Below are 26,328 nucleotides of genomic sequence, written 5' to 3'. Positions count from 1 at the left end.
ACATGCCCACGATTCTCGGCCAGAACCAGTACGGCAAAGCAGAGAACCGCGTCGTCAAGATCACGCGGGACGGCGCCACCCACCACATCAAGGACCTCAACGTCTCCGTCGCCCTCTCCGGCGACCTCAGCGACGTCCACCTCACCGGCTCCAACGCCCACTGCCTCCCCACCGACACGACGAAGAACACCGTCTTCGCGTTCGCCAAGGAGTACGGCATCGAGTCCGCCGAGCAGTTCGGCATCCACCTGGCCCGCCACTTCGTGACGAGCCAGGAGCCGATCGAGCGGGCCCGGATCCGGATCGAGGAGTACAGCTGGGAGCGCATCGCCTCCTCCGACGCCAACTCCAAGTTCATCGGCGCCGACGAGGTCAACCACTCCTTCGCCCGCAAGGGCCAGGAGACCCGGGTCACCCAGATCACCTACGACGGCGAGAAGTGGGAGGTCATCTCCGGCCTCAAGGACCTCGTCGTCATGAACTCCACCAACTCGGAGTTCTGGGGCTACATCAAGGACCAGTACACGACCCTCCAGGAGGCGTACGACCGCATCCTGGCCACCCAGGTCTCCGGCCGGTGGCGGTTCAACTGGACCGACGACGACCAGCGGATGCCCAACTGGGAGCGGTCCTACGAGCAGACCAAGAAGCACATGCTCGAAGCCTTCGCGGAGACCTACTCGTACTCCCTCCAGCAGACGCTGTACCAGATGGCCACCCGGATCATCAACCACCGCTCGGAGATCGACGAGGTCCGCTTCTCGCTCCCGAACAAGCACCACTTCCTGGTCGACCTCGAGCCCTTCGGACTGAAGAACGACAACGAGGTCTACTACGCCGCCGACCGCATGTACGGCCTCATCGAGGCCACCGTCCTGCGTGACGGAGCCACGGCGCAGATCCCGGTCGACATGACCAACCTCTAAGCGGCATCTGAGTGACCGGCCCCCGCCCGCCCGCAGTCGGGCGGGGGCCGCACCAGACCGGAGGGAACCTTCCCATGGCACAGCCTGCACAGGGGCCGGCAACCGCCGAAGGCCCGTGTTCCACCCCGTCGTCCTCCCCGGCCCCCTGCCATCCGGTGGACGAGAAGCTCCCCGCCTCGCGGCTCGTCCCCGCGGCGCTCCAGCACATCGCCGCCATGTACGCCGGCGTCGTCACCCCTCCGCTCATCATCGGCCAGGCCGTCGGCCTGGACGCGGCCGGGATGACCCGGCTCATCGCCGCCGGCCTGCTGATCGCCGGCTGCGCGACCCTCCTGCAGACCCTCGGCGCCGGACGGTTCGCCGGCAACCGGCTCCCGTTCGTCAACGCCGCCTCGTCCGCCGGCATCGCCCCGATGCTCGCCATCGCCGAGACCAGCGCCCCCGGACACCAACTGCCCGCCATCTACGGCGCGGTGATGGTCGCCGGAGTCTTCTGCCTCGCCGTCGGCCCCTTCTTCGGCCGGCTCCTGCGCTTCTTCCCGCCGCTCGTCACGGGCGTCGTCATCACCCTCATCGGGGTCACCCTGATGCCCGTGCCCGTCGCCTGGGCCCAGGGCGGCGACCGGACCGCCGCCGACTTCGGCGCCATGAGGTACCTGGCGCTCGCCGGCTTCACCCTCGTCGTCGTCCTGCTCTTCCAGCGCTTCGGCAAGGGCTTCGTCAAGCAGATCGCCCTGCTCCTCGGCCTCCTCATCGGCACCCTCGCCGCGATCCCCTTCGGGATGGCCGACTTCGGCGCCCTGCGCGAGGCACCCGTCGCCGCCCTGCCCGCCCCCTTCGCCTTCGGCGCCCCCGAGTTCCAGCCCGCCGCGATCCTCTCCCTGTGCATCGTGATGCTGGTCCTGATGACGGAGTCCAGCGCCGGAATGCTCGCCCTCGGCGAGATCTGCGAGCGGCGCACCGACGGCCGGACCATCACCCGCGGCCTGCGCACCGACGGCGTCGCCACCCTCCTCGGCCCCGTCTTCGGCGGCTTCCCGACCTCGGCCTTCGCCCAGAACGTCGGCGTCGTCTCGCTGACCCGGGTCCGCTCCCGGTACGTGGTCGCCGCCGCCGGCTGCGCCCTGCTGGTCCTCGGCGCCTTCCCGGTCCTCGGCGCGGTCGTCTCCACGGTCCCGATGCCCGTCCTCGGCGGCGCCGGCATCGTCCTCTTCGGCTCGATCGCGGTCAGTGGCATCCGCACCCTCTCGGAAGCCGGACTCGACGACAGCTCCAACATCATCCTGGTGGCCGTCGCGCTCGGAGCGGGCATCATCCCGCTCGCCGCGCCCACCTTCTACGCCGACTTCCCGGCCTGGGCGCAGACCGTGCTCGGCTCCGGCATCAGCGCGGGCGCGCTCGTCGCGGTCCTGCTCAACCTGTTCTTCCACCATCTCGGCACCCGGAGCCGTCACACGGCCCCGGCACTCAAATCCTCCTAGGGTCCTGCCGTGCCCACACCACCCCCGAGGAATGAAGGAAGCACCGCCATGGCAGCACCTTCGGCAGCCCCCCAGCGGATCGTCGTCGAGAACGCGGCGATCGCGACCGTCGACGCCGACGACACCGAGTACGCCTCCGGGTACCTCGTCGTCGCCGGCAACAGGATCGAGTCCATCGGAGCCGGCAAGGCCCCCGAGAACCTGGAGAACGTGGTCCGGCGCATCGACGCCACCGGCCACCTGGTCACGCCCGGCCTGGTCAACACCCACCACCACTTCTACCAGTGGATCACCCGCGGCCTGGCGACCGACCACAACCTCTTCAACTGGCTGGTGGCGCTCTACCCGACCTGGGCGCGCATCGACGAGCGGATGGTGCGCGCGGCCGCGCAGGGCTCGCTGGCGATGATGGCCCGCGGCGGCGTCACCACCGCCATGGACCACCACTACGTCTACCCGGTGAACTCCGGCGACCTCTCCGGCGCCATCATCGGCGCCGCCTCCGAGATGGGCGTCCGCTTCACCCTCGCCCGCGGCTCCATGGACCGCAGCGAGAAGGACGGCGGCCTGCCGCCGGACTTCGCCGTCGAGACCACCGAGGGCGCGCTCGCCGCGACCGAGGAGACGGTGAAGAAGTACCACGACGCCTCCTTCGACGCGATGACCCAGGTCGCCGTCGCCCCCTGTTCCCCCTTCTCCATCTCCACCGAGCTGCTCCGCGAGGGCGCCGCGCTCGGCCGCCGCCTGGGCGTGCGGATGCACACCCACGGCTCGGAGACCGTGGAGGAGGAGAAGTTCTGCCACGAGCTCTTCGGCATGGGCCCGACGGACTACTTCGAGTCCACCGGCTTCCTCGGCGAGGACGTGTGGATGGCGCACTGCGTCCACATGAACGACTCCGACATCGCCGCCTTCGCCCGCACGAAGACGGGCGTGGCCCACTGCCCCTCCTCCAACGCGCGCCTCGCCGCCGGCATCGCCCGCGTACCGGACATGCTGAAGGCGGGCGTCCCCGTCGGCCTCGGCGTCGACGGCACCGCCTCCAACGAGTCCGGCGAGCTCCACACCGAGCTGCGCAACGCGCTCCTCATCAACCGCCTCGGCGCCCACCGCGAGGCCGCGCTCAACGCCCGCCAGGCCCTGCGCCTCGGCACCTACGGCGGCGCGCAGGTCCTCGGCCGCGCCGACAGCATCGGCTCCCTCGAAGCCGGCAAGCTCGCCGACTTCGTCCTCTGGAAGATCGACGGCCTCGGCCACTCCACGATCGCCGACCCGGTCACCGCCATCGTCTTCGGCGCGGCGGCCCCGGTCACGGCCTCCTTCGTCAACGGCAAGCAGATCGTCGAGAACGACCGGCTGCTCACCGTCGACGAGGACACCATCGCGCGCGACGCGCGCACGGAGGCGCAGCGCCTGGCCCGCATCGCGGCCCAGGGCTGACCCTCCCCACGGAGTCCGGCCGAGGGGGACGGCCCTCGACCGGTCGCCGCGGATCCGAGCGGGATCCGCGGCAGCCGGACCGGGAGGTGGCGTACGCAGAAGCAGTACGGCACCTCCCGGGACGGTGACACCCGCCCGCACCCCCACCGGGCACCCCGCCCACGCGCCGCGCTCCCTCCGCGGCCGCACCGCCCCGCCTTCCGAAGCACCGCCTCCCGAAGCACCGCCCTCCGGATCCCGCCCGCCGGGACTCCGCTTCAGGGACCCCGCCCGCCGGAGCCCCGCCCCGCGACGAGCCGCACCTCCCGCACCCCGCACCGCATCGCACCACCTCCCAGACACCCGCGTCACCGCCGACGTGTAACCGACCGGAGGAACCGCCGTGGCATCCAAGCCCCAGGTTCGCAATGCACAAGACGCAGGCTCCGCCCCCGAAGACCGCGAGAAGCATCCGGTCGACGAGACGCTGCCCCCAGTGAAGATGCTCACCAGCGGCCTCCAGCACGTGGCCGCCATGTACGCGGGCGTCGTCGCCCCGCCCCTGATCGTGGGAGCGGCCGTCGGCCTCTCCGGCACCGAACTCACCTTCCTCACCGGCGCCAGCCTCTTCACCGCCGGACTCGCCACCTTCCTCCAGACCCTGGGCGTCTGGAAGATCGGCGCCCGCCTGCCGTTCGTCAACGGCGTCACCTTCGCCGGCGTGGCCCCGATGCTCGCCATCGTCGACACCACCGAGAACAAGGCCGACGCGCTCCCCGTGATCTTCGGCGCGATCATCGTCGCCGGACTCCTCGGCTTCCTCGCCGCCCCCTGGTTCTCCCGGCTCGTCCGGTTCTTCCCGCCGGTCGTCACCGGCACCGTCATCACCCTCATAGGCGTGTCCCTCCTCCCGGTCGCGTTCGGCTGGGCCCAGGGACCCAACCCCCAGGCGAAGGACTACGGTTCGACGACCTTCCTCTCCCTCGCCGGCATCACCCTCGTCGTCGTCCTGCTCCTGCGCCGCTTCACCCGCGGCTTCCTCAAGCAGGTCGCCGTCCTGGTCGGCCTCGTCATCGGCACCCTCATCGCCATCCCGTTCGGCGTCACCGACTTCTCCCCGGTGACCGAGGCGGACATCGTCGGCTTCCCGTCCCCGTTCCACTTCGGCGCCCCGCAGTTCGCCCTCGCCGCGATCATCTCCATGTGCGTGGTCATGCTGGTCTCCATGACCGAGTCGACCGCCGACATGCTGGCGCTCGGCGAGATCGTCGAGCGGCCCGCCGACGAGAAGACCATCGCGGCCGGACTGCGCGCCGACACCCTCGGCTCCGCGCTCAGCCCCCTGTTCAACGGCTTCATGTGCAGCGCCTTCGCCCAGAACATCGGCCTGGTCGCCATGACCCGGATCCGCAGCCGCTTCGTCGTCGCCTGCGGCGGCGGCTTCCTGGTCCTCATGGGCCTCTCGCCGGTCGCCGCCTCGCTGATCTCGGTCGTGCCCCGGCCTGTCCTCGGCGGCGCGGGCGTCGTCCTCTTCGGCTCGGTCGCCGCCAGCGGCATCCAGACCCTCGTCAAGGCCGGTCTGGAGAAGGACAACAACGTCCTGATCGTGGCCGTCTCGCTGGCCGTCGGCATCATCCCGATCACGGCGCCGAACTTCTACCACGCCTTCCCGGAGACCGCGAAGATCATCCTGGACTCCGGTATCTCCACCGGCTGCGTCGCCGCGGTCCTGCTCAACGTGGTCTTCAACCACCTGGGTCGGCGCCAGGACGACGACGAGGTCACCGCGCCGATGGAGCCCGGCGAGGAGATCTCCGGCACCCGCACCGCGAAGGCGGCCCACGTCCACTGAACCCGCACCCCACCCCACTGTCCGCCCCGGCCCCCGCCCACCCGGCGGGGCCCGGGGCCGCCGCGCGCGCCGGGACCGAAAGGGGGCCCGGGACCGGAACGGGGCCCGGAACCGGAGGAGCGACCGGCATCGTGACAGTGCCCGGCACGGGGACGGCGACCGGGGCCGCGACCAGGGCCGGGACTGCGACCAGGGCCGGGACCGCGCCCGGTATCGCGACCGCGCTCGGGATCGGAAGGGCGACCAGGGCCGCGACAGTGACCAGCACCGCGACCGCACCCGGCACCGCGACAACGGCCCTACCCAGGGCGGTTGCCCGGACCGTCGTCCTGATCAACCCCAACACCTCCGCCGCCACCACCGCGATGATGACCGCCATCGCCCGACGCACCCTGGGCCCCGCCCGCCCCGTCCGGGGCGTGACCGTCGCCCGGGGGCCGCTCATGCTCACCGACCCGGCCGCCCTGCGGGCCGCCGCGCCCGAGGTCCTCGCCGCGGGGGCCGCCGCCACCGCCGGGGGCGACTGCGCCGGCCTGCTCGTCGCGGCCTTCGGGGACCCGGGCCTGGAGGCGCTGCGCGCGGCGACCGGGCTCCCCGTGGCCGGCCTCGGCGAGGCGGCGCTCCTGGAGGCGGCCGCCGACGGCGCCCCCTTCGGGATCGCCACCACCACCCCGCTCCTGGCCGACGCCCTCACCGCCCGGGTGGCGGAACTCGGCCTCTCCGACCGGTACACCGGACTGCGGCTCACCGCCGGCGCCCCCGAACGCCTCTCCGCCGACCCGGCCGTGCTCCTCGACCGCCTGGAGCGGGCGGTCCGCGCCTGCGCCGAACGGGACGGGGCCCGCACCGTCGTCATCGGCGGCGGCCCGCTCGGCGAGGCGGCCGAGGAACTCCGTGCCCGGTGCGCCGTCCGGATCGTCGCCCCGATCCCGGCGGCCTGCCGGGCACTGGCCCGCCTGCTGACGGAGTGACGGCCGGGACCGCCGGAAGCCCCGGGGCGGACGGCCCCGCTCACCCCTCCACCGCGATCCGGCGCCGGCACTCCCGGGCCAGGGACGGATACGCGACGCCGATCGCCTCGTACAGGCGCCTGCGCAGCAGCCGTTCGGCCTCGCCGCGCCCGGTCTCGCCGTACAGGCCGTCGAGCAGCGCCTCGTACCGCGAGAGGGCGTGCCGCAGATAGTTCACCTGCCACCGCACGAGCGCCCCGGCGGCCGCTCCGGAGGGTGCTCCGGCCGGCTCCGGCGCTCCCGGGCTCCGGGCCCCCAGCAGGCGCCGGTGGCGGACGGCCCGGCGCTCCAGCTCGGGGCCGGGCAGCCGGGGCACCTCGATCGGCTCCGCGCGGATCGCGGTCAGGACGGCGGCCCGCCGCCGCTCGGCGTACGCCCCGGCGGCCGAGGAGCGGGCCCGCGAGAGCGCCGAGGTCTCGGCGAACTCGGGCGTCCGCTCCACGGTCTCCACCCGGGCGAGCAGATAGAGCCGCACCGGCGCGAGGGACCAGCGGCGCGGATCGCGCCCCTGCACGTCGGGCGTGCCGAGCAGGTCCCGGACCATCGCGTCGGTCCAGCCGCGCCGGCGCACCCCGGCGAGCGACACATAGGTCGTACGGTCCGTCATGTTTCCCCCAGAACTCGACTACGGAGCGTGACGATTCCAGTGAAGCGCACCCCACTGACAACGCCCCCTCGCCGCCCCCTTGTCGAGCCCGCCCCGACTGTGCGATATAGGTCTGGACCTTTCCGACGGACGGAGGCCGCACCGTGCAACGCCCGTTCCCCCCACACCGCTTGCTCGCCCCGGCAGCACTTCTCGCGCTCGCCCTCACCGCCTGCTCCGCCGCCGGAGCCGAACCGGAGGACACCCGCGCCCCCACCGCACCCACCGGCGTCACCGCCACCTCGGGCAGCTCGACCACCGTCCACGTCATGTGGAGCGCGGCCACCGACGACCGCGCCGTCACCGGCTACGAGGTCTACCGCGAGGGCCGCAAGGTCAAGGACCTCCCCGCCACCACCCTCATGACCGACGTCGTCGGCCTCGCTCCGGCCACCCCCCACCGCTTCACCGTCCGCGCCCGCGACGCCGCCGGCAACGCCTCGCCGCCCAGCGCCACCGTCACCGCCACCACGCTCCGGGCCGCCGCCGAGGACCGCACGCCCCCCACCGCCCCGACCGGCCTCCGCGTCGCTCCCGACGGCAGCCGCGCCGCCGTCCTCCGCTGGTCCCCGGCCCGGGACGACACCCGGGTCACCGCGTACGACGTCTACCAGGCCGACACCCGCGTCCACACGGTCCCGGGCACCGCCACCGACGCCCGCCTCACCGGCCTGCGCCCCGGCACCGCCTACGCGTTCACCGTCCGCGCCCGCGACGCCGCCGAGAACTCCTCCCCGGACAGCAACGCGGTCGACCTCACCACCGCCCCGGCCCCGGGCGCGCCCGCGAACACCGCCCCCACCGACCTCACCGCCACCGCCGCGAAGGGCGGCGAGATCACCCTCACCTGGACCCCGCCGAAGACGGGCGCCCCGGTCACCCACCACGAACTCCACCTCAACGGCCGCTTCACCACCACCATCGTCTGGGGCACCGCACCGCCCCCCGGCCGCGCCACCTACGCCTTCCCGGTCACCGACCCCCCGGGCACCCGCTACACCGTCACCCTCCGCGCCCGGCTCCCCGACGGCACCTGGGGCGACTTCTCGGCCCCGAGGACGGTGGTCGTGCGCTGAAACGCCCCCGAACTGCGGCGACACACCTGGCCCCTGGTCCTTGCAGCCCGGAAGCGCCCACCCGGAACTACCCTGGGAAGCGTGGCCGAGACCGTTCTCACCAACACCGGGCTCGACAGGTTCCTCGAACTCGTCGGCGGAGCACCCGAGCACCGCGACCCCGCGTTCGCGCGGGCCGCCGAGGCGGTGCTCGGGCTCCTCGCGCTCCGGGGCGCCGACCGGGGGACGGGCCTGCCCGAGCCGACGCCCGAGCTGGCGCGGCAGATCCTCGTGGAGGACCTGCCCGCGTTCGTGTACGTGCCGCCCGGCGAGCTCGCGCTCTACCCCGCCGTGCTCGGGGCGCTCGCCGCCCGCTTCGACGGGGACGGCGCCGAGCGGATCGCCGGAGCGGTCGCGGAGGCCGTGCCCGACTTCGAGCGGGCCATGAACGACCCCGGGAACCTCACCTGGCACCGCTGGTACGCCTCCCTCCTGCGGAGCTGCGGCGCCGACCTCACCGACCCCGAGGACGTGCGCCGCAGGCTCGCCGCCCTCGACGGCGCGCCCCTGCCCGACGGCGTGCGCCGGGCCGACCTCATGGGACGGACCGCCCTCGCGGACGTCCTGCTCACCGAGGCCCTCACGCGCGCGTACGTCCGGGACGCCGAGGCGCCGCCGCCCGTCGGGCCGCTGCTCACGGACCACGCCGTCGCGACCGGCATCGGACAGGTGGCCACCGCGCTCCAGGACCGGTGGACCGCCGCCGGACTGGCCGCACAGCTCGCCGGACCGTACGCGCACTACGCCCCCGGCCCCGACGCCTTCCCCCATCTGGTCCTGGCCGACGCCCTCCTCGACGAGCACCTCGACCACTACGGCGACCCCGCCGCCCCCGTGCCCCCGCCGCCCGCGATCGGGCCCGGCGCCCCCGAGGACGACGCGAACGCCCTCCTCACCGCCGTCGAGGAGCTCGCGGAGGAGGAGTTCGAGCCGTACGGGGGCGAGGCCCCGCACCTCCTCTACGTGGTCTACCAGCGCGGCTGCTCCGCCGAGTCCGTCGCCCGCAAGGCCGCCGAGTACGAGGACTGGACCGTCGACCCGGCCCTGGAGGACCTGCCCGTCCCGGTGTCGGACGGGGCGCCCGACGCGTACGAGGTCCCGCCCGTGCCGGAGCTCGTCCGGCTCCTGGGCACCCCGGAGCTGGACGAGGCCGACCGCGCCCGGCTCGCGGGACCCGCCCGGGACCTGGCCGCCGTCCTCGACCGGCTCGCCGCCACCGGCCTGGTCTTCCGAAGCGGCGACGCCTTCGGCCTCACCCCGCGCGGCGCGGGGACGGTGCGCTATCTGCTCGCCGTGCGCGGGATCGCCGCGCCCGACGCCGCCGAAGCCGCCGCCTGGCCCGCGCCCGTCCTGGTCGCCGCCGCCGGGGGCTGGTCCGCGTCCGTCGCCGCGCGCGTCCTCGCCGACTGGCTCCACGCGCGCGTGGACACCGCCCACGCCTGGACGCGGCTGCTCGACGCCCTCGGCACCGTCCACGCCGGCACCTCCGAAGCGGCCTCCGTCCGGGGGCTCTTCACCGCCCTGGACACCACCACCGCCCCGCCCGGGACGCTGCGCGCCGCCCTCCGCGACCCCGTGATCGGCGCGTACGCCCTCCGGGCCCTGGAGGAGCAGGGCGAGGAGGCGGATCCGATCCAGGTGCCGACCTCGGCCCGGGCCCTGCACGTCCTCGACGCGCTGCCCGCCAAGAAGGGGCCCCTGGAGTCCCGCCGCGCCGCCTTCGACAGGGCGGCCGCCGCCTGGCCCGGCGGCTCGGCCGCCCTGGTCCGCGCGATGGCCGGGGCCGACCGCCACGAGGCGGAACGCGTCCTCGGCCCGCTCGGCATCGCCCTGCCCTGACGCGGGAGAAGCGAAAAGCGGGAGAAGCAGGGAAAACGGGAAAACGGGGCGGGCCCCGCTCCCGGTGCTGTGCGACACCAGGGGCGGGGCCCGTCCGGAAAGCCGTCCGGCGACTGTGCGGGCAGCCGGATCAGCCGTACGGGGCGAGTCAGCCGACCAGCTGCTCGTACGCGGGAAGCGTCAGGAAGTCCGCGTAGTCCGCGTCGAGGGAGACGTGGAGCAGCAGGTCGTGGGCCTGCTGCCACTTTCCGGCCGCGAAGGCCTCCTCGCCGATCTCGGCGCGGATCGCGGCCAGTTCCTCGGCGGCGACCTTCCGGGCCAGCTCCGGGGTGGCCTTCTCGCCGTTCTCGAAGACGACGCCCGCGTTGATCCACTGCCAGATCTGGGAGCGGGAGATCTCGGCGGTGGCCGCGTCCTCCATCAGGTTGAAGATGGCGACGGCGCCGAGGCCGCGCAGCCACGCCTCGATGTAGCGGACGCCGACCTGGACGGCGTTGCGCAGGCCGTCGTAGGTGGGCTTCGCGTCGAGCGAGTCGATCGCGATCAGGTCCCCGGCCGCGACGGAGACGTCCTCGCGCAGGCGGTCCTTCTGGTTCGGCTTCTCGCCGAGGACGGCGTCGAAGGAGGCCAGCGCGATCGGCACCAGGTCGGGGTGGGCGACCCAGGAGCCGTCGAAGCCGTCGCCGGCCTCGCGGTCCTTGTCGGCCTTGACCTTCTCGAACGCGACCTTGTTGACCTCGGCGTCCTTGCGGGACGGGATGAAGGCCGCCATGCCGCCGATCGCGTGCGCGCCGCGCTTGTGGCAGGTGCGCACGAGGAGTTCGGTGTACGCGCGCATGAACGGGGCCGTCATCGTGACCAGGTTGCGGTCCGGCAGGACGAACTTGGCTCCGCCGTCGCGGAAGTTCTTGACGATGGAGAAGAGGTAGTCCCAGCGGCCCGCGTTGAGGCCCGCGGCGTGGTCGCGGAGCTCGTAGAGGATCTCCTCCATCTCGTACGCGGCCGTGATGGTCTCGATGAGGACCGTGGCGCGGACGGTGCCCTGCGGGATGCCGACGTAGTCCTGGGCGAAGACGAAGATCTCGTTCCAGAGGCGGGCCTCCAGGTGCGACTCCGTCTTCGGCAGGTAGAAGTACGGGCCCTTGCCGAGGTCGATCAGGCGGCGGGCGTTGTGGAAGAAGTACAGGCCGAAGTCGACGAGCGCGCCGGGCACCGGCCGTCCCTCGAAGGCGAGGTGACGCTCCTCCAGGTGCCAGCCGCGCGGCCGCATGACGACCGTCGCCAGCTCGTCGGCGGGCTTGAGGGCGTACGACTTGCCGGAGCGCGGGTCCGTGAAGTCGATGTTCCGGGTGTACGCGTCGATCAGGTTCAGCTGGCCCAGGACCACGTTCTCCCAGGTCGGCGCCGAGGCGTCCTCGAAGTCGGCGAGCCACACCTTCGCGCCGGAGTTGAGCGCGTTGATCGTCATCTTGCGGTCGGTGGGGCCGGTGATCTCGACCCGGCGGTCGTTCAGGGCCGCCGGGGCCGGGGCGACCTTCCAGGAGTCGTCGGCGCGGATCGCGGCGGTCTCCGGGAGGAAGTCCAGGGTGGACGTGCGGGCGATCTCGGCGCGGCGCTCCGCCCGCCGGGCGAGGAGCTCGTCCCGGCGCGGGGTGAACCGCCGGTGCAGTTCGGCGACGAAGGCCAGGGCGGCCTCGGTGAGCACCTCTTCCTGGCGCGGCAGGGGCTCGGCATCGACGACGGCCAGGGGGGACGGCGCTGGTGCGGACATGAACTGTCACTTCCTTCAGCGGACTTCGCGGGCGGTGCCAGACGGCCGCCGGGCGTCACGGGACGGCACGGAGTGCCACCGGAGCCGAGATACGGCCGCGAGCGCCCTCCGGACTGGCAGGCGCTTCTGAACAGTGGATACTAGTTTCCTCATGGTGGAAGTTCAATGGTTTGTTGACGTCGAGATTCTCCGGATCGACAGAACGCGGCGCTCAGTGCCAGGCCGCTCACTCCAAGTGCGACAGGTCCGCCTCGGTGTCGATGTCGTAGGGCTCGGCCACGTCCGAGCAGTCCACCGGCGTGATCGCGTCCCGGTGCGCCGCCAGATAGTCCCGCGCGCCCCGGTCGCCCACCGCCGTCTCCGCGATCCCCGCCCAGCGCCCGGCGCCGAACAGCACCGGATGCCCCCGCCGCCCGTCGTACGAGGCCGCCGCGAGCGAGTCCCGCGAGCCGTACGCCGCCCGCACCCGGGCCACCGCCTCCGCCCCGATCCCCGGCTGGTCGACCAGGAACACGAGCGCCGCGTCCACCCCGCGCGGATCGGCGGCGAGCGACGCCAGCCCGGCCCGCAGCGAGGAGCCCATCCCCGCCGCCCACTCCGGGTTCTCCACCAGGACGCAGCCGGGCAGCTCCGCCCGCTCCCGCACGACGTCGGCCGACGCCCCGAGCACCACGTGCACCACCTCGCACCCGGCCGCGCGCAGCACCCCCACCGCGTGCTCCACCAGCGGGCGGCCCCGGTGGACGAGCAGCGCCTTCGGCCGGCCCCCGAGCCGCCGGCCGCCCCCGGCGGCGAGCAGCAGGCCGGCCACGACGGGGGAACGGTCGGAGGCGGACGGGGAGGTGAGGTCTTCCGGAGTCGTCATGAGGACTGCATACCGCATCCGGACGGAAACACACGGTTGCCCGAATCAGCCTTGCGGGGGGTGGCGCGGCGGGGTGGCGAAGGAGTTAACTGGCCCGACTCGCGGCGCCCGACCGCCGTCCGGAGTCGTCCGGAGGGGGCGGTCCGGGGCGTTCCGCGTGCTCGGGGTGTGGAGTTCTGCGCACAGTGTCGTGCGAGGGGGAGAACCATGTTGCGAAGCGTGGAGCAGAGGCCGGTGGGCAGCGAGGGCGTGGACCCCAGGGTGACCGAGCTGAGGTCGGCCGTGTCCCGGCTGCGGCGCGAACTCGCCGCGCACCGGGCCGAGTTCGCCGACCGCGAGATCGCCGAGGGGGAGCTCGCGGCGCTCGACGCCATGGTGCTCGGCGGCGCCCCGGAGGTACGGCGGCTGCGCCGCTCCCTGCTGATCGTCGCGGGCTGCGTCGGCTCCGTCAGCGCCCTCGCCGACGCCCTGGCCGGGGTCCGCCGCGCCGTCGAGCTCTTCGGCGCGCCGCCGGAGCGGAGCGCGGAGAACTGAGGGGCCGTCAAGCGGCCGTCCGGAGACGGGGGCTCACCGTCTGATCAGCCGCCGGGCCGTCGCCGCCGCCACCGCCGCCGTACGGGAGTCCACGCCCAGCTTCGCGAAGATGTGGACCAGATGGGACTTCACCGTCGCCTGGCTCAGGAACAGCGCCTTGCTGACCTGGAGGTTCGACAGGCCCTCGCCGACCAGCTGGAGCACCTCCAGCTCGCGCTTGGTCAGCGCCTCCGCCGGGGTCCGCATCCGGTCCATCAGCCGGTGCGCCACCGCCGGCGCGAGGGCCGACTGCCCGGCCGCCGCCGTCCGGACCGCCGCCGCCAGCTCCTCCGGCGGCGCGTCCTTCAGGAGGTAGCCGGAGGCGCCCGCCTCCACCGCCGCCAGGATGTCCGCGTCCGTGTCGTACGTCGTCAGGACCAGCACCTTCGGCCCGTCCGGCGCCGCCGTGATCGCCGCCGTCGCCTCCGAGCCGTGCGTTCCCGCGCCGAACTGGAGGTCCATCAGGACCACGTCCACGCCCCCGGCGGCGGCCAGCTCCACCGCCCGCTCGGCGGTGGCGGCCTCCGCGACGACCGCGAAGTCCGGCTCGGTGTCGAGGACCGCGCGCAGGCCCGCCCGTACCACCGGATGGTCGTCGGCGAGCAGCAGACGGATGGTCATGCGGAACCTCCGGCGGGAAGGGAAACCTTGTCGGACAGCGGCAGGGAGACGGCGACGGCGGTGCCCTGGCCGGGCGCGGACTCCACGGTGAACGTGCCGCCGAGCGACTCCGCCCGCGACCGCATCGCCGGAAGCCCGAAACCGCCCTCGGACGAGGGGCGTACGGCACCGGGCTCGAAGCCCTCCCCGTCGTCGACCACGTCCAGGGTCACCGACGCGCCCATGAACGACAGGGTGATCTCCGCCCGCGAGGCCGAGGCGTGCCGCACCGTGTTCGCGAGGGCCGACCGCGCGATCCGCAGCAGCGCCACCTCGTACGGGGTCGGCAGCTCCACCGGCGTCCCGCTCACCGAGAACCGGACCCGGGGCCCGTAAGGACCCGCCTCCGCCCCCGGCTCGCACAGCCGCTCCAGGGCCGCCGCGAGCGAACCGTGCTCCAGGTCCGGCGGCGCGAGCGCCCGGACGAAGCGCCGCGCCTCCGCCAGGTCGTCCTGCGCCGCCCGGCGCGCCCGCTCGATGTGCCCGGCGGCGGGCGAGTCCGGCGGCAGCGCCCGCTCGGCCGCCCGCAGCAGCAGCTGGATCGACGACAGGCCCTGCGCGAGCGTGTCGTGGATCTCCCGCGCGAGCCGCTCCCGCTCGGCCAGCGTCCCCGCGTGCCGCTCCGCCGCCGCCAGCTCCGCCCGCGTCGCGATCAGCTCCTCGATGAGCCGGCGCCGCCGCTCGTTCTCCCGGTAGAGGGCCTGGTAGCCGAGGACCGTCGCCACCGCGACCGCCGCGCCGAGCAGCGGCCCGATGAAGACCCCCGGGTTGAGCGCGGCGCCGTGCCCCACGTACGAGAGGATCGCCGCGCCCGCCGTGAGGGCCACCGCCGGCAGCGACCAGCGGACGGGCAGTAGGTGCAGTTGGAGGAAGTACAGCGGGAAGGCCACCCAGAGCGCCTCCGGCGTCAGGCAGAGCATTGCCAGCCAGGACGCCCCCAGGACCCCCAGCCAGACGGCGGCCGCCCGCCGGGAGGTCCGTACCGTCGGGAGGTACGAGCCCGCCGCGTAGACCGCTCCCGTCACCGCCGCCGTCACCGTCCCGGCGGCCGAGTGCGCCCGGACCGCCGCCAGGACGAGCAGGCCCGCCATGAGGAGGTGCAGACAGAGGCGGAGCACGAGCGGGGCGGGGTGGAGGGAGGAGCGGTCGGTCATGATCCCTCCAGGGTAGACAGCGGGCGGTGGACCCGCCTCAACCGAAAGTTCGATCGTGGAGCCATCCGCCGCGCGATGCCCGCGAGGGGGTGCGCGGACCAGGCTGGTCGGCATGTTCGTGGCATGGAGAGACCTGAGATCCGCCAAGGGGCGGTTCACCCTCATGGGCACGGTGATCGTGCTGATCACCCTGCTCGTGGGGCTGTTGTCCGGGCTGACCGCCGGGCTCGCGCGGGAGAACGTCTCCGCGATCACCGGTCTGCCCGCCGACCGGCTGGCCTTCGCGGCGCCGCCGCCCGGCCGGTCGGCCTCCTTCACCGACTCGACGGTGACGGAGGAGCAGTGGCGGGCCTGGGCGGAGCGGCCCGGGGTGACGGGCGCGGCGCCGCTCGGCATCCGCACGCTCGACGCCGCCGCCGGGGACCGCACCGCCGCCGTCTCCGCCTTCGGTACGGAGCCGGGGGCCGGGCTCGCGCCCGGACCGGTCGCCCCGGGGAAGGTCGTCCTGTCCGAGTCGGCGGCCGGGGAGCTGGGCGCGGGCGCCGGTGACGGGGTCCGCCTCGGGCCCCTGGAGGTCACCGTCGCGGCGGTCTCCGGCGACGCCTCGTACAGCCACACGCCCATCGTGTGGACCTCCCTCGACGACTGGCAGAGGCTCGGTCGCGGCGGCGGCGCGGTCCGGGAGGAAGCCACGGTCATCGCCCTGAGCGGGGGAGACGGGACCGACTGGGCGGCCGGGGACGCGGCAGTCGGCACCGAGGCGCGGACCGTCGGCGACGCCCTCACGGCCATCGGGTCGTACCAGGCCGAGAACGGTTCCCTCCAGCTCATGCGCGGCTTCCTCTTCGCGATCTCCGCGCTGGTCATCGGGGCCTTCTTCACCGTCTGGACCATCCAGCGCTCCGGTGACGTCGCCGTCCTCAAGGCGCTCGGCGCCTCCACCCCGTACCTCCTGAAGGACGCCCTCGGGCAGGCCGTCCTCATGCTCGCCGCCGGCACCCTGCTCGGCACCGCGCTCGCGGCCGGCATCGGCGCCCTGATCGGCGGCGGGGACGTGCCCTTCGTCCTGGAACCGCTCACGGTCCTCGGCCCGGCCGCCGTCATCGTCGTCCTCGGCGTGCTCGGCGCGGCCCTGTCCGTCCGGCGGATCACCGCCGTCGACCCCCTCACCGCCCTGGGCAGCGCCCGATGAGCCCCCTCGCCCCCGACCGGAGCACCCGATGAGCACCCTCACTCACCACCGGAGCACCCGATGAGCCTCGTCCTCGACGGCGTCACCCTCACCTACCCCGACGGCGACGGCCGGCTCACCGCCCTCGACGCCGTCTCCCTCGCCGTCCCCGCCGGGACGCTCACGGCGGTCGTCGGCCCCTCGGGCTCCGGCAAGTCCAGCCTGCTCGCGGTGGCCGCCACCCTCGTCACCCCGGACCGGGGGCGGGTCGTCGTCGCCGGTACGGACGCGGGGGCGCTCACCCCGGCCGCCAAGGCGCGGCTGCGGCGCGAGCACGTCGGGATCGTCTTCCAGCAGCCCAACCTGCTGCCCTCGCTGAGCGCGGCGGAACAGGTGCAGGTGATGGCCCACCTGTCGGGCCGCTCCCCGAGGGCGGTACGGGGCCGGGCCCTGGACCTGCTCGACGCGGTGGGCCTCGCGGACCTGGCCGGGCGCCGGCCGCACCGGCTGTCGGGCGGCCAGCGGCAGCGGGTCAACATCGCGCGGGCCCTGATGAACGAGCCGTCCGTCCTCCTGGTCGACGAACCGACCAGCGCCCTCGACCACGAGAGCGGGGCGGCGGTCGTGGACCTCCTCGCCCGCCTGACGCGGGAGCGGGGGACGGCGACGGTCCTGGTCACCCACGACCGGACCCATGCGGCCCGGACGGACCGCACGGTCACGGTCAGGGACGGGCGGCTCTCGGAGGCCGTACCGGTGTGACGCCTCCCGGCACGCGCGAGGGCGCCCGGAACCGGGTGCGGTTCCGGGCGCCCTCAGGTGCGGGTGCGGGGCGATGCGGGTCAGCCCTGGCCGTTGCCCGCCGTGTTCGCCAGCGCCGCCGACAGGTCGCGCGCCACTTCCTGGAGGATCGGGACGATCTTCTCGGTGGCCGCCTCGGTGACCCGGCCCGCCGGGCCCGAGATGGAGATGGCGGCGGCGGTGGGGGAGTCCGGCACGGAGACCGCGAGGCAGCGGACCCCTATCTCCTGCTCGTTGTCGTCGACCGCGTACCCCGCCTCGCGGACCGCGACGAGCGCGTCGAGGAAGCCCTCGGGCGTGGTGATGGTCTTCTCGGTCGCGGCCGGCATCCCGGTGCGGGCGAGCAGCGCGCGCACCTCCTCCGGAGGGGTGTGCGCGAGGAGCGCCTTGCCGACGCCGGTCGAGTGCGGCAGGACCCGCCGGCCGACCTCGGTGAACATGCGCATCGAGTGCTTGGACGGCACCTGCGCCACGTACACGATCTCGTCGCCGTCGAGCAGCGCCATGTTCGCCGTCTCGCCGGTCTCCTCGACGAGCCGGGCGAGGTACGGCCGGGCCCAGGTGCCGAGGAGGCGGGAGGCGGACTCGCCGAGCCGGATGAGCCGGGGGCCGAGCGCGTACCGCCGGTTGGGCTGCTGGCGCACGTAGCCGCAGGCGACGAGGGTGCGCATCAGGCGGTGGATGGTGGGGAGCGGGAGCCCGCTGCTGGCGGAGAGCTCGCTCAGCCCGACCTCGCCCCCGGCGTCGGCCATCCGCTCCAGGAGGTCGAAGGCGCGCTCGAGGGACTGGACGCCCCCGCTCGCGGCGGGTTTGGCGGCGTCGGTGGTGCTGGCGCTGGACGTCGGCACGTCACGGTCCTTTCGGGGCGGGCGGGCAAGGCAGCAGCCTACCGGGCCACCGGCCGGGGCACACGGCCCCGGTCCCGGCGTCGGCGCCGGTCAGGGGGTGTTTGTCCGGTGTCGGAGAGGGCCCGGAGAGGCCCGGGACTGCCCCGCATGTGCGGAGCTACGTTCTACTGTACGAAATTTACATTCCACTCTGTGGAAACGTCCAAGCCGGGTTCGGCGGTCCCGGATGCTGGAAGTGTGCCCTTGACGCCATGTCGTCCGGAAGTGAAGACTCCTTCAACAGTTCGTTGAATTTCTCCGTGGAGCCCGCCCCGAGCAGGGACGGCTCCTTCCAGGAGCAGTGGAAGAAGGGGTACGGGTGGACGTCAACCTGGTCCTGCGCTCGACGCGCGTCATCACCCCCGAGGGGACCCGCCCGGCGTCGATCGCCGTCTCCGGAGGGACGATCGCGGCCGTGCTGCCGTACGACGCCGAGGTGCCCGCCGGCGCCCGGCTGGAGGACGTCGGCGACGACGTCGTCCTGCCCGGACTCGTCGACACCCACGTGCACGTGAACGACCCCGGCCGCACCGAGTGGGAGGGCTTCTGGACCGCCACCCGCGCGGCCGCCGCCGGCGGCATCACCACCCTGCTCGACATGCCGCTCAACTCGCTGCCGCCGACCACCACCGTGGAGAACCTGCGGATCAAGCAGGACGTCGCCCGCGCCAAGGCCCACGTCGACGTCGGCTTCTGGGGCGGCGCCCTGCCCGACAACGTCAAGGACCTGCGGCCGCTCCACGACGCCGGCGTCTTCGGCTTCAAGTGCTTCCTGTCGCCCTCCGGCGTGGAGGAGTTCCCCGAGCTGGACCAGGAGCGGCTCGCGACCTCGCTCGCCGAGATCTCCGGCTTCGGCGGCCTGATGATCGTGCACGCCGAGGACCCGCACCACCTCGCCGCCGCGCCCCAGCGGTCGGGCGGCGCGTACGCCGACTTCCTCGCCTCCCGGCCCCGGGACGCCGAGAACACGGCCATCGAGAACCTGATCGACCAGGCCCGCAGGCTCGACGCCCGCGTCCACGTCCTGCACCTCTCCTCCTCCGACGCCCTCCCGGCCATCGCCGCCGCCCGGGCCGAGGGCGTGAAGATCACCGTCGAGTCCTGTCCGCACTTCCTCACGCTCACCGCCGAGGAGATCCCGGACGGCGCCACCGAGTTCAAGTGCTGCCCGCCGATCCGCGAGGCCGCCAACCAGGACGCGCTGTGGCAGGGGCTCGCGGACGGCACGATCGACTGCGTCGTGTCCGACCACTCGCCGTCCACCGCCGACCTCAAGACCCCCGACTTCGCCTCCGCGTGGGGCGGGATCTCCTCCCTCCAGCTCGGTCTGCCCGCCATCTGGACCGAGGCCCGCCGCCGCGGCCACGACCTGACGGACGTCGTCCGCTGGATGTCCGAGGGCCCCGCCCGGCTCGCCGGACTCGACCGCAAGGGCGCCATCGAGGCCGGCCGCGACGCCGACTTCGCCGTCCTCGACCCCGAGGCCACCTTCACCGTCGACCCGGCCGAGCTCCAGCACCGCAACCGGATCACCGCCTACGCGGGCCGGACCCTGCACGGCGTCGTCACCTCCACCTGGCTGCGCGGCGAGCGGATCGCCGACCGCGGTGTCCTCGCCGAGCCCTCCGGCCGCCTCCTCGAAAGGAACAACTGACCCGTGAGCACCGGCATACCCTCCTTCACCGGCGACGCCAGCCCCTACGGCGGCGGCGACCCGTACGCCGACTACCGCACGGCCGACTTCCCCTTCACCCAGTACGCGGACCTCGCGGACCGGCGGCTCGGCGCGGGCGTGATCGCGGCCAACGACGAGTTCTTCGCGGAGCGCGAGAACCTTCTCAAGCCCGGTGCCGCCGAGTTCGACCCGGAGCACTTCGGCCACAAGGGCAAGATCATGGACGGCTGGGAGACCCGCCGCCGCCGAGGGATCTCCGCGCAGCAGCCGCACCCCACCGAGGACGACCACGACTGGGCCCTCGTACGGCTCGGCGCCCCCGGCGTGATCCGCGGCATCGTCCTCGACACCGCCCACTTCCGCGGCAACTACCCGCAGGCCGTCTCCGTCGAGGCCACCTCCGTCGCCGGCTCGCCCTCGCCCGAGGACCTCCTCGCCGACGACGTGAAGTGGACGGTGCTCGTCCCGCGCACCGCCGTCGGCGGCCACGCCGCCAACGGCTTCGCCGTCGACGTCGAGCAGCGCTTCACGCACCTGCGCGTCAACCAGCACCCCGACGGCGGCATCGCCCGCCTCCGCGTGTACGGCGAGGTCGCCCCCGACCCGGTGTGGCTGGGCGTCCTCGGCACCTTCGACCTCGCGGCCCTGGAGAACGGCGGCCAGGTCGAGGACGCCTCCGACCGCTTCTACTCCCCGGCCACCAACACCATCCAGCCCGGCCGCTCCCACAAGATGGACGACGGCTGGGAGACCCGCCGCCGCCGCGACAAGGGCAACGACTGGATCCGCTACGCCCTGGTCGCCGAGTCCGAGATCCGCGCCGTCGAGATCGACACCGCCTACCTCAAGGGCAACAGCGCGGGCTGGGCCGCCCTCTCCGTCGCGGCCGAGGGCTCGGAGGAGTGGACCGAGGTCCTGCCCCGGACCCGCCTCCAGCCCGACACCAACCACCGCTTCGTCCTGGACGCCCCGGCGGTCGGCTCCCGCGTCCGGATCGACATCTACCCGGACGGCGGCATCTCCCGCCTCCGCCTCTTCGGCTCCCTCACGGAGGCCGGTACGGCGCGGCTGACCGCCCGCCACCAGGAACTGGGCGGCTGACCTCCCGGGGACGTTCCGCCGACACGGCCGTCCCCGGGACCCCCGCCCCGGCCGGGCGACCCGCCCGGCCCCCACGACCCGAGCGGGACACGACACCCCGCCCGGCCCCCGAGGGCGCACCGACCCGACAGCACCGGTGCGCCCTCGCGCATTCCCCCTCCAACTCCCTTCCGGAGAAGCCCTCCAGGCCCCGCGCCCGGAAAACGCGTGGCGGTCGGCGTGCGCCGAGTGTCATGCTCGGGACCACCGAAGGGGTGTAGCTCAGAGGCCAGAGCGCCGGTCTCCAAAACCGGATGCCGCAGGTTCGACTCCTGTCACCCCTGCCACTTTCTCCGGGGCCCTCCGGGTCCTCCGGACCACCGTGAGGCTCAGCCCCTCAGCAAAGAGGTCACGAGGTCCGTCATCAGGGCCCGGAGATCGGGCGTGCCCGGCCGACTCGTCATCAGGAGGTGGTGGGCGGTCCCCACCAGGGCGAGGGCCGCGACGGACGGTTCGACGGCGTCCGCCACCCTGCCGAGGCGCCGCTCGGCCTCCAGGTAGTCGGTGACGGCCTCCTGGACCGCGGCGAAGCCGGGCGCCCCCGCCTCCAGGGCCTCGCGGACGCGCACGGTGGCGACGGGCCGGGTCAGGGCGAGGCCGGAGACGGCCGGGCCGCCGGAGCCGAGCAGCGCGAGGACGACGGCGTCGAGGTTCTCCGCCACCGAGCCCCGCCCGACGAGTCCCGAGAGCGCCCGCGCCGTCGCGGCCGTCCGCGCGAAGCGGTCGAGGCAGAGCTCCGCCACGAACTCGTCGAGGCCGGCGAAGTGCGCGTGCAGCAGCCCCTTCGCGCAGCCCGCCTCGGTGGTGACCGCCCGGCTGGTCAGCGCGCCGGGCCCGCCCTCCGCGAGGACCCGCTCGGCGGCCGCGAACAGCCGCTCCCGCACGTCCGGCGTCGCCACTCCGCGCGGTGACATGGGCCTCTCCCTGCGACTGCCGCCGACCTTTCCGGTGGGCGCACCTCCTCGAACACGGTCGATCCTAGCGGGGATTGCCAGTTTGGGCATGCGCCCATACTGTTTGGGCGTCCGCCCATACTCGTCGGACGCGCGCCCCGCATCCCGTCGTCCACCAGGAGGCATCCATGTCCGGGATCGTCAACACCGAGCAGGCGCAGGCGTGGAACGGACCCGAAGGAGTCCACTGGGCCCGCCACCAGGACCGCTGGAACGCTGTGAACGGAGGCTTCGACGAACCGCTGCTCGACGCCGCCGGCATCACCGGGGACGGCCGGGTCCTCGACATCGGCTGCGGCGCCGGACAGACCACGCGGCTCGCCGCGCTCAGGGCGCCCCGGGGGAGCGCCCTGGGCCTCGACCTGTCCGGCCCGATGCTGGCCGAGGCGCGCGCCCGCGCGGAGCGCGAGGGCATTCCCCACGCCCTCTTCGAGCAGGGGGACGCCCAGGAACACCCCTTCGAGGCGGGCGCGTTCGACGCGGCGATCAGCCGCTACGGGGTGATGTTCTTCGCCGACCCCGTAGCGGCCTTCGCCAACATCGGCCGGGCCCTGCGGCCCGGCGGCCGCCTGGCTTTCGTCTGTCCGGCCGAGGCCGCGCTCAACGACTGGGCCGTGGTGATGACGGCCCTGCGCGACCTCCTGCCGGTCGGCGACTTCGGGAGCCCGGGGCTGCCCGGCATGTTCTCGCTGGCGGACCCGGACCGGATCCGCCGCGTTCTGGCCACCGCCGGATTCACCGGCGTCACCGCCGAGCGGGTCCGGGCGTACGGGACGTGGGGGCGGGGAGCCGAGGACGCGGCGGAGTTCCTCCTGGGCACGGGCCCCGGCCGCCACCTGACGGAGCGGGCCGACGCGGAGACGCGGGCCCGCGTCCGCCGGACCCTGGAGGACAGCCTGCGCACCCACGAGACGGCGGACGGCACCGTCCGGCTGCTCAGCACGTGCTGGCTGGTCACGGCGGACCGCCCGGCCTGAACCGGCTTCCGGGGCCGCGTCACCTCCGGCCGGGCGTCACGCCGCGTGCCCTCCGTCCACCGAGAACTCCGCCCCCGTCACGTACCGCCCCTCCGGGCCCGCCAGGAAGGCGACCATCGACGCCACCTCGTCCGGGGTGCCGAAGCGGCCGAGGGCCGTGAGGGCCGTCTGGCCCTCCGCGAGCGGGCCGTCCGCCGGGTTCATGTCGGTGTCCACGGGGCCGGGGTGGACGAGGTTCGCCGTGATGCCCCGGCCGCCCAGCTCGCGGGCGAGCCCCTTCGTGAGGCCCGTCAGGGCGGTCTTGCTCATCGCGTACAGGGTCCCGCCGGGGCCCGGCACCCGCTGGGTCATGCAGCTGCCGATCGTGACGATCCGGCCGCCGTCCGGCAGCCGGACCGCCGCCGCCTGGCAGGCTAGGAAGACCGCCCGGACGTTCACGGCGAGGACCCGGTCCACGTCCGCGAGGGCCAGTGACTCCAGCGGGCCGAGGACCCCGACGCCCGCGTTGTTCACCAGGACGTCGAGCCGTCCCAGGGCGTCCGCCGCCCACGCGACCGCGCCCGCCGCGTCCCCGGGGTCGGCCGCGTCGGCCCGCAGCGGCAGCGCCTTCCGGCCCGTCGCCGCGATCCGCGCCGCGACCTCCGCGGCCCGCTCCTCGTCCCGTACGTAGGTGAAGGCCACGTCCGCGCCCTCCCGGGCGAGCCGTACCGCCGTGGCCGCGCCGATCCCCCTGCTGCCGCCCGTCACCAGGGCCGCCGTGCCGTGCATCGTGGACATCCCGAACCTCCGTGGAAAGGAATAAGTGGTTGCGGGTTCAATGAAAGTCGGGGGAGCGGGCGGACGCTGGCGGCAATCGGACGCCGACCCCGCCGGGGACCGATGAGTTTCGCCCGGCGGCGCGGTCGGAGCTTTCGGAACACGATGGTCCGCAGGCGCGGACACGAAGGTCCGGAGCCGCGGAAGACGGTCCGGAGACACGGAAGGGGCACCCGCCATGGCCACCCTCAGCCTCACCCAGTTCCTCACCCTCGACGGCGTCGTCCAGGCCCCCGGCGGCCCCGACGAGGACCGCAGCGACGGCTTCGAGCACGGCGGCTGGTCCGTGCCGTACGGAGACGAGGACTTCGGACGCTTCATGGACGAGGTCTTCACCCGGCCGACCGCCTTCCTCCTCGGCCGCCGCACCTACGACATCTTCGCCGGGTACTGGCCGAAGCGGACCGACCCCGGCGACCCGGTCGCGACCAAGCTGAACGCCCTCCCCAAGTACGTCGCCAGCACCACCCTCACCGAGGCCGACTGGGCCGGGACCACCCTGCTCCGCGGCGACGCCGCCCGGGAGGTCGCGGGACTCAAGGAGCGGCTCGACGGCGAGATCCAGATGCACGGCAGCGCCGGCCTCGCCCGCACCCTCCTCGACCACGACCTCATCGACACCCTCCACCTGCTCGTCTTCCCGGTCGTCCTGGGCACGGGCCGCCGCCTCTTCACCGACGGGGTCCGCCCCACCGCCTTCCGCCCCACCGGGTCGCGCACCACCGGCACGGGCGTCGCCATCCACACGTACGCGCTCGAAGGACGCCCCGCGTACGGCAGCTACTGACCGGCCGCGGAAAGATGTAGCCACCACGGGCCGCCCCGGGTACGGTGATCCTCCGCGTGCGAGCCGCCGAAGTCTCCACCCCGCCCGAAGACTTGGAGAAACGGCCCGATGTCGGCTCCGTCGTTCGCCGCCCCCCTGCCCCTCGGCGCCCCGCGCCGGGCCTGGCTCACCGACCTGCCCGTCCTGCTGGTCGCCGTCTTCTGGGGCGCCAGCTACCTCGCGGCCAAGGGCATCACCACCACCCACACGGTCGTCGCCGTCCTCGTCCTGCGGTTCGCGGTGGTGCTGCCCGTCCTCGTCGCCGCCGGATGGAGCAGGCTCCGCGCCCTGACCGCCGCCCAGTGGCGCGGCGCCGGCACCCTCGGGCTGATCCTCGGCGGGATCTTCCTCCTGGAGACCTACGGCGTCGTCCACACCTCCGCCACCAACGCGGGCCTGATCATCAGCCTCACCATGATCTTCACCCCGCTCGCCGAGGCCGCCGTCACCGGCGTCCGGCCGACGCGCGCCTTCCTCGCCGCCGCCGGGCTCTCCGTCACGGGCGTCGTCCTGCTCACCCAGGGCGGCGGCTTCACCGCCCCCTCCACCGGCGACCTGCTCATGCTGCTCGCCGCCCTCGCCCGTACCGTCCACGTCCTGGCCATGTCCCGGATCGCGGCGGTCCGCTCGGCCGACTCGCTCTCCCTCACCACCGTCCAGCTCGGCTCCGCCGTCGCCGTGTTCGCCGTCATCGCCGCCTTCCCCGGCACCGGCGCCTCCCCCTGGGCCACGGCCCTCGACTTCGGCCCGCGCGCATGGGCCGGGCTGGTCTTCCTCTCCGTCTTCTGCACGCTCTTCGCCTTCTTCGTGCAGATGTGGGCGGTCCGCCGCACCTCCCCGTCCCGGGTCAGCCTCCTCCTCGGCACCGAACCCCTCTGGGCCGCCGCCGCGGGCATCGCCCTGGCCGGGGACCGGCCCGGCGCCCTCGGCCTCGCGGGCGCGGTCCTCGTCCTGGCCGGCACCAGCTGGGGCCGCCGCGCCGCGGACGAGGCCGACCGGACGGACGGGGCGGGCGGGGTGGATGGGGTGGACGGGACGGACGGAGCGGGCGAGACGGGCAGGAGCGGCCCGGCGGGCAGGGCCGACAGGGCCGTCGGGGCCGGCGAGGACGCCAGGTAGGTTCTCCGTCCATGTCCTCGTCCACGCGTTCCCTCGTCCACACCCACGAGTTCAGGGCCCGTGCCCGCCGCACCCAGGGCTGGGGGATCGGCCTGCTCGCCGTCGCCGGCCTCCTCTGGATCTGGTTCGCCGTCTTCCTCGTCACCCCGTACGAGGAGGACGACGGCCGCGGCAGCCCCTGCCCCGCCCTCCTCACCAGCGAGTACGTCCACCACGAGGCGTGCGTCGAGGAGCGCGACTGGCCCGGGCTCGTCGCCCTCCTCGGCGGCTCCCTGCCCTTCGCCGTCGCCGGTGCCGCCCTCTACACCAGCGGCTCCGCCGCGCAGCGGACCGCGGACTACCTCTCCGAGGTCACCCGCCTGGACTCCGCCAAGGCCTGAGGCCCCCGCTCAGGACTTCGGCACCCGGTCCGAGACGATCAGGACGACCCCGCCGAGCACCGCTATCACGATGTTCGCGAACAGCTCCCGCCCCTCCAGGAACCCCACGTTCTCCGTCAGGAACCGGGTCAGGCCCATGAACCGGAACCAGCCGTCCGTCAGCTCGCGGACCACTCCGCACACACCGGCCAGGGCGATCACGGCCCCGACCGTCTCCAGGAATCTCTTCATGTCCCGATCATGACCGGGGCGGGGGAGCGCCCGCGTCCGAC

At 74.0% G+C, this 26,328-nt stretch carries 25 protein-coding genes and 1 tRNA gene; 17 read left to right on the top strand and 9 right to left on the bottom strand.

Annotation, left to right across the window (positions count from 1 at the left end):
• The first annotated feature begins 2 nt into the window (after positions 1–2).
• From pucL to ACIQD7_RS03080, 5 genes are all read left to right on the top strand, one after another.
• Entirely contained in the window at positions 3–926 is a 924-nt protein-coding gene (gene pucL / locus ACIQD7_RS03100) for a factor-independent urate hydroxylase (RefSeq protein ID WP_121829429.1), read from the top strand.
• A gap of 74 nt (positions 927–1,000) precedes the next feature.
• Positions 1,001–2,407 (top strand): nucleobase:cation symporter-2 family protein, encoded by a 1,407-nt coding sequence (locus tag ACIQD7_RS03095; protein ID WP_402438899.1) that lies wholly within the window; start codon positions 1,001–1,003, stop codon positions 2,405–2,407.
• Positions 2,408–2,455: 48 nt separating this feature from the next.
• The gene (locus tag ACIQD7_RS03090) at positions 2,456–3,847 is read left to right on the top strand and encodes an 8-oxoguanine deaminase (protein ID WP_121829431.1); all 1,392 of its coding nucleotides are present in this window, start codon (positions 2,456–2,458) and stop codon (positions 3,845–3,847) included.
• A gap of 382 nt (positions 3,848–4,229) precedes the next feature.
• Positions 4,230–5,678 (top strand): nucleobase:cation symporter-2 family protein, encoded by a 1,449-nt coding sequence (locus tag ACIQD7_RS03085; protein ID WP_161373934.1) that lies wholly within the window; start codon positions 4,230–4,232, stop codon positions 5,676–5,678.
• Positions 5,679–5,935: 257 nt separating this feature from the next.
• Complete coding sequence (locus ACIQD7_RS03080; protein WP_402438897.1) at positions 5,936–6,649, top strand: aspartate/glutamate racemase family protein; 714 nt, start codon at positions 5,936–5,938, stop codon at positions 6,647–6,649.
• 40 nt (positions 6,650–6,689) lie between these two features.
• On the opposite strand, the gene ACIQD7_RS03075 is transcribed toward ACIQD7_RS03080, so the two are convergent.
• On the bottom strand, positions 6,690–7,295 hold the full coding sequence (locus ACIQD7_RS03075) for a hypothetical protein (protein ID WP_402438895.1): 606 nt from the start codon (positions 7,293–7,295) through the stop codon (positions 6,690–6,692).
• 143 nt (positions 7,296–7,438) lie between these two features.
• Between ACIQD7_RS03075 and ACIQD7_RS03070 the strand changes: the two genes are divergently transcribed.
• Both ACIQD7_RS03070 and ACIQD7_RS03065 read left to right on the top strand, forming a co-directional pair.
• Positions 7,439–8,410, top strand: a complete 972-nt coding sequence (locus ACIQD7_RS03070; RefSeq protein ID WP_240450123.1) for a fibronectin type III domain-containing protein — start codon at positions 7,439–7,441, stop codon at positions 8,408–8,410.
• An 81-nt stretch (positions 8,411–8,491) separates the two neighbouring features.
• On the top strand, positions 8,492–10,288 hold the full coding sequence (locus ACIQD7_RS03065) for a hypothetical protein (protein ID WP_402438893.1): 1,797 nt from the start codon (positions 8,492–8,494) through the stop codon (positions 10,286–10,288).
• A 148-nt stretch (positions 10,289–10,436) separates the two neighbouring features.
• Here the strand turns inward: ACIQD7_RS03065 and aceB are convergent, their stop codons facing one another.
• Together aceB and ACIQD7_RS03055 are read right to left on the bottom strand one after the other, a co-directional pair.
• On the bottom strand, positions 10,437–12,059 hold the full coding sequence (gene aceB / locus ACIQD7_RS03060; protein WP_121832436.1) for a malate synthase A: 1,623 nt from the start codon (positions 12,057–12,059) through the stop codon (positions 10,437–10,439).
• A gap of 226 nt (positions 12,060–12,285) precedes the next feature.
• Positions 12,286–12,924 carry an NTP transferase domain-containing protein gene (locus ACIQD7_RS03055; protein ID WP_121832437.1) on the bottom strand — a complete coding sequence of 213 codons (639 nt, stop codon included), beginning with the start codon at positions 12,922–12,924 and terminating at the stop codon, positions 12,286–12,288.
• A gap of 207 nt (positions 12,925–13,131) precedes the next feature.
• Here ACIQD7_RS03055 and ACIQD7_RS03050 point away from each other — a divergent pair, with 207 nt between their 5' ends.
• Positions 13,132–13,458 (top strand): DUF5955 family protein, encoded by a 327-nt coding sequence (locus ACIQD7_RS03050; RefSeq protein ID WP_402438891.1) that lies wholly within the window; start codon positions 13,132–13,134, stop codon positions 13,456–13,458.
• A gap of 33 nt (positions 13,459–13,491) precedes the next feature.
• Here ACIQD7_RS03050 and ACIQD7_RS03045 read toward each other — a convergent pair whose 3' ends face one another.
• Entirely contained in the window at positions 13,492–14,118 is a 627-nt protein-coding gene (locus ACIQD7_RS03045) for a response regulator transcription factor (protein ID WP_121832439.1), read from the bottom strand.
• Positions 14,115–15,311, bottom strand: a complete 1,197-nt coding sequence (locus tag ACIQD7_RS03040; RefSeq protein ID WP_402438889.1) for a sensor histidine kinase — start codon at positions 15,309–15,311, stop codon at positions 14,115–14,117. The genes ACIQD7_RS03045 and ACIQD7_RS03040 overlap by 4 nt, the downstream gene beginning before the upstream one ends.
• A 112-nt stretch (positions 15,312–15,423) precedes the next feature.
• On the opposite strand from ACIQD7_RS03040, the gene ACIQD7_RS03035 reads away from it, so the two are divergent.
• A complete protein-coding gene (locus ACIQD7_RS03035) occupies positions 15,424–16,503 on the top strand; it encodes an ABC transporter permease (RefSeq protein ID WP_402438887.1) in 1,080 nt (359 codons plus the stop codon).
• Between the two features lie 60 nt (positions 16,504–16,563).
• The gene (locus ACIQD7_RS03030) at positions 16,564–17,244 is read left to right on the top strand and encodes an ABC transporter ATP-binding protein (RefSeq protein ID WP_402438885.1); all 681 of its coding nucleotides are present in this window, start codon (positions 16,564–16,566) and stop codon (positions 17,242–17,244) included.
• 80 nt (positions 17,245–17,324) lie between these two features.
• Here ACIQD7_RS03030 and ACIQD7_RS03025 read toward each other — a convergent pair whose 3' ends face one another.
• Positions 17,325–18,131: an IclR family transcriptional regulator gene (locus ACIQD7_RS03025; RefSeq protein WP_121832443.1), complete on the bottom strand. Its 807-nt coding sequence runs from the start codon at positions 18,129–18,131 to the stop codon at positions 17,325–17,327.
• A gap of 358 nt (positions 18,132–18,489) precedes the next feature.
• Here ACIQD7_RS03025 and allB point away from each other — a divergent pair, with 358 nt between their 5' ends.
• The 3 genes from allB to ACIQD7_RS03010 all read left to right on the top strand — a co-directional run bounded on the left by allB (position 18,490) and on the right by ACIQD7_RS03010 (position 21,272).
• Entirely contained in the window at positions 18,490–19,824 is a 1,335-nt protein-coding gene (allB, locus tag ACIQD7_RS03020; RefSeq protein WP_121832444.1) for an allantoinase AllB, read from the top strand.
• 3 nt (positions 19,825–19,827) lie between these two features.
• Positions 19,828–20,946 carry an allantoicase gene (gene alc / locus ACIQD7_RS03015; protein WP_161373541.1) on the top strand — a complete coding sequence of 373 codons (1,119 nt, stop codon included), beginning with the start codon at positions 19,828–19,830 and terminating at the stop codon, positions 20,944–20,946.
• Between the two features lie 250 nt (positions 20,947–21,196).
• Positions 21,197–21,272: transfer RNA gene (locus tag ACIQD7_RS03010), tRNA-Trp, on the top strand.
• Positions 21,273–21,314: 42 nt separating this feature from the next.
• Here the strand turns inward: ACIQD7_RS03010 and ACIQD7_RS03005 are convergent.
• Positions 21,315–21,899 carry a TetR/AcrR family transcriptional regulator gene (locus ACIQD7_RS03005; RefSeq protein WP_402438883.1) on the bottom strand — a complete coding sequence of 195 codons (585 nt, stop codon included), beginning with the start codon at positions 21,897–21,899 and terminating at the stop codon, positions 21,315–21,317.
• A 167-nt stretch (positions 21,900–22,066) separates the two neighbouring features.
• On the opposite strand from ACIQD7_RS03005, the gene ACIQD7_RS03000 reads away from it, so the two are divergent.
• A complete protein-coding gene (locus ACIQD7_RS03000) occupies positions 22,067–22,915 on the top strand; it encodes a class I SAM-dependent methyltransferase (protein WP_402438881.1) in 849 nt (282 codons plus the stop codon).
• 36 nt (positions 22,916–22,951) lie between these two features.
• Here the strand turns inward: ACIQD7_RS03000 and ACIQD7_RS02995 are convergent, their stop codons facing one another.
• On the bottom strand, positions 22,952–23,692 hold the full coding sequence (locus ACIQD7_RS02995) for an SDR family NAD(P)-dependent oxidoreductase (RefSeq protein ID WP_402438879.1): 741 nt from the start codon (positions 23,690–23,692) through the stop codon (positions 22,952–22,954).
• 217 nt (positions 23,693–23,909) lie between these two features.
• On the opposite strand from ACIQD7_RS02995, the gene ACIQD7_RS02990 reads away from it, so the two are divergent.
• From ACIQD7_RS02990 to ACIQD7_RS02980, 3 genes are all read left to right on the top strand, one after another.
• Positions 23,910–24,518, top strand: a complete 609-nt coding sequence (locus ACIQD7_RS02990; protein WP_383402372.1) for a dihydrofolate reductase family protein — start codon at positions 23,910–23,912, stop codon at positions 24,516–24,518.
• Between the two features lie 108 nt (positions 24,519–24,626).
• Positions 24,627–25,676 (top strand): DMT family transporter, encoded by a 1,050-nt coding sequence (locus ACIQD7_RS02985; protein ID WP_402438877.1) that lies wholly within the window; start codon positions 24,627–24,629, stop codon positions 25,674–25,676.
• 11 nt (positions 25,677–25,687) lie between these two features.
• Positions 25,688–26,056 (top strand): hypothetical protein, encoded by a 369-nt coding sequence (locus ACIQD7_RS02980; protein ID WP_402438875.1) that lies wholly within the window; start codon positions 25,688–25,690, stop codon positions 26,054–26,056.
• A gap of 9 nt (positions 26,057–26,065) precedes the next feature.
• On the opposite strand, the gene ACIQD7_RS02975 is transcribed toward ACIQD7_RS02980, so the two are convergent.
• Positions 26,066–26,287 carry a hypothetical protein gene (locus tag ACIQD7_RS02975; RefSeq protein WP_121832484.1) on the bottom strand — a complete coding sequence of 74 codons (222 nt, stop codon included), beginning with the start codon at positions 26,285–26,287 and terminating at the stop codon, positions 26,066–26,068.
• Positions 26,288–26,328 lie beyond the last annotated feature (41 nt).

The organism is Streptomyces sp. NPDC093071 (genome assembly GCF_044754545.1).
Lineage (GTDB): Bacteria > Actinomycetota > Actinomycetes > Streptomycetales > Streptomycetaceae > Streptomyces.
Note: the sequence above shows the minus strand (reverse complement) of the source record. Positions and strands in the feature narration are given on the sequence as shown.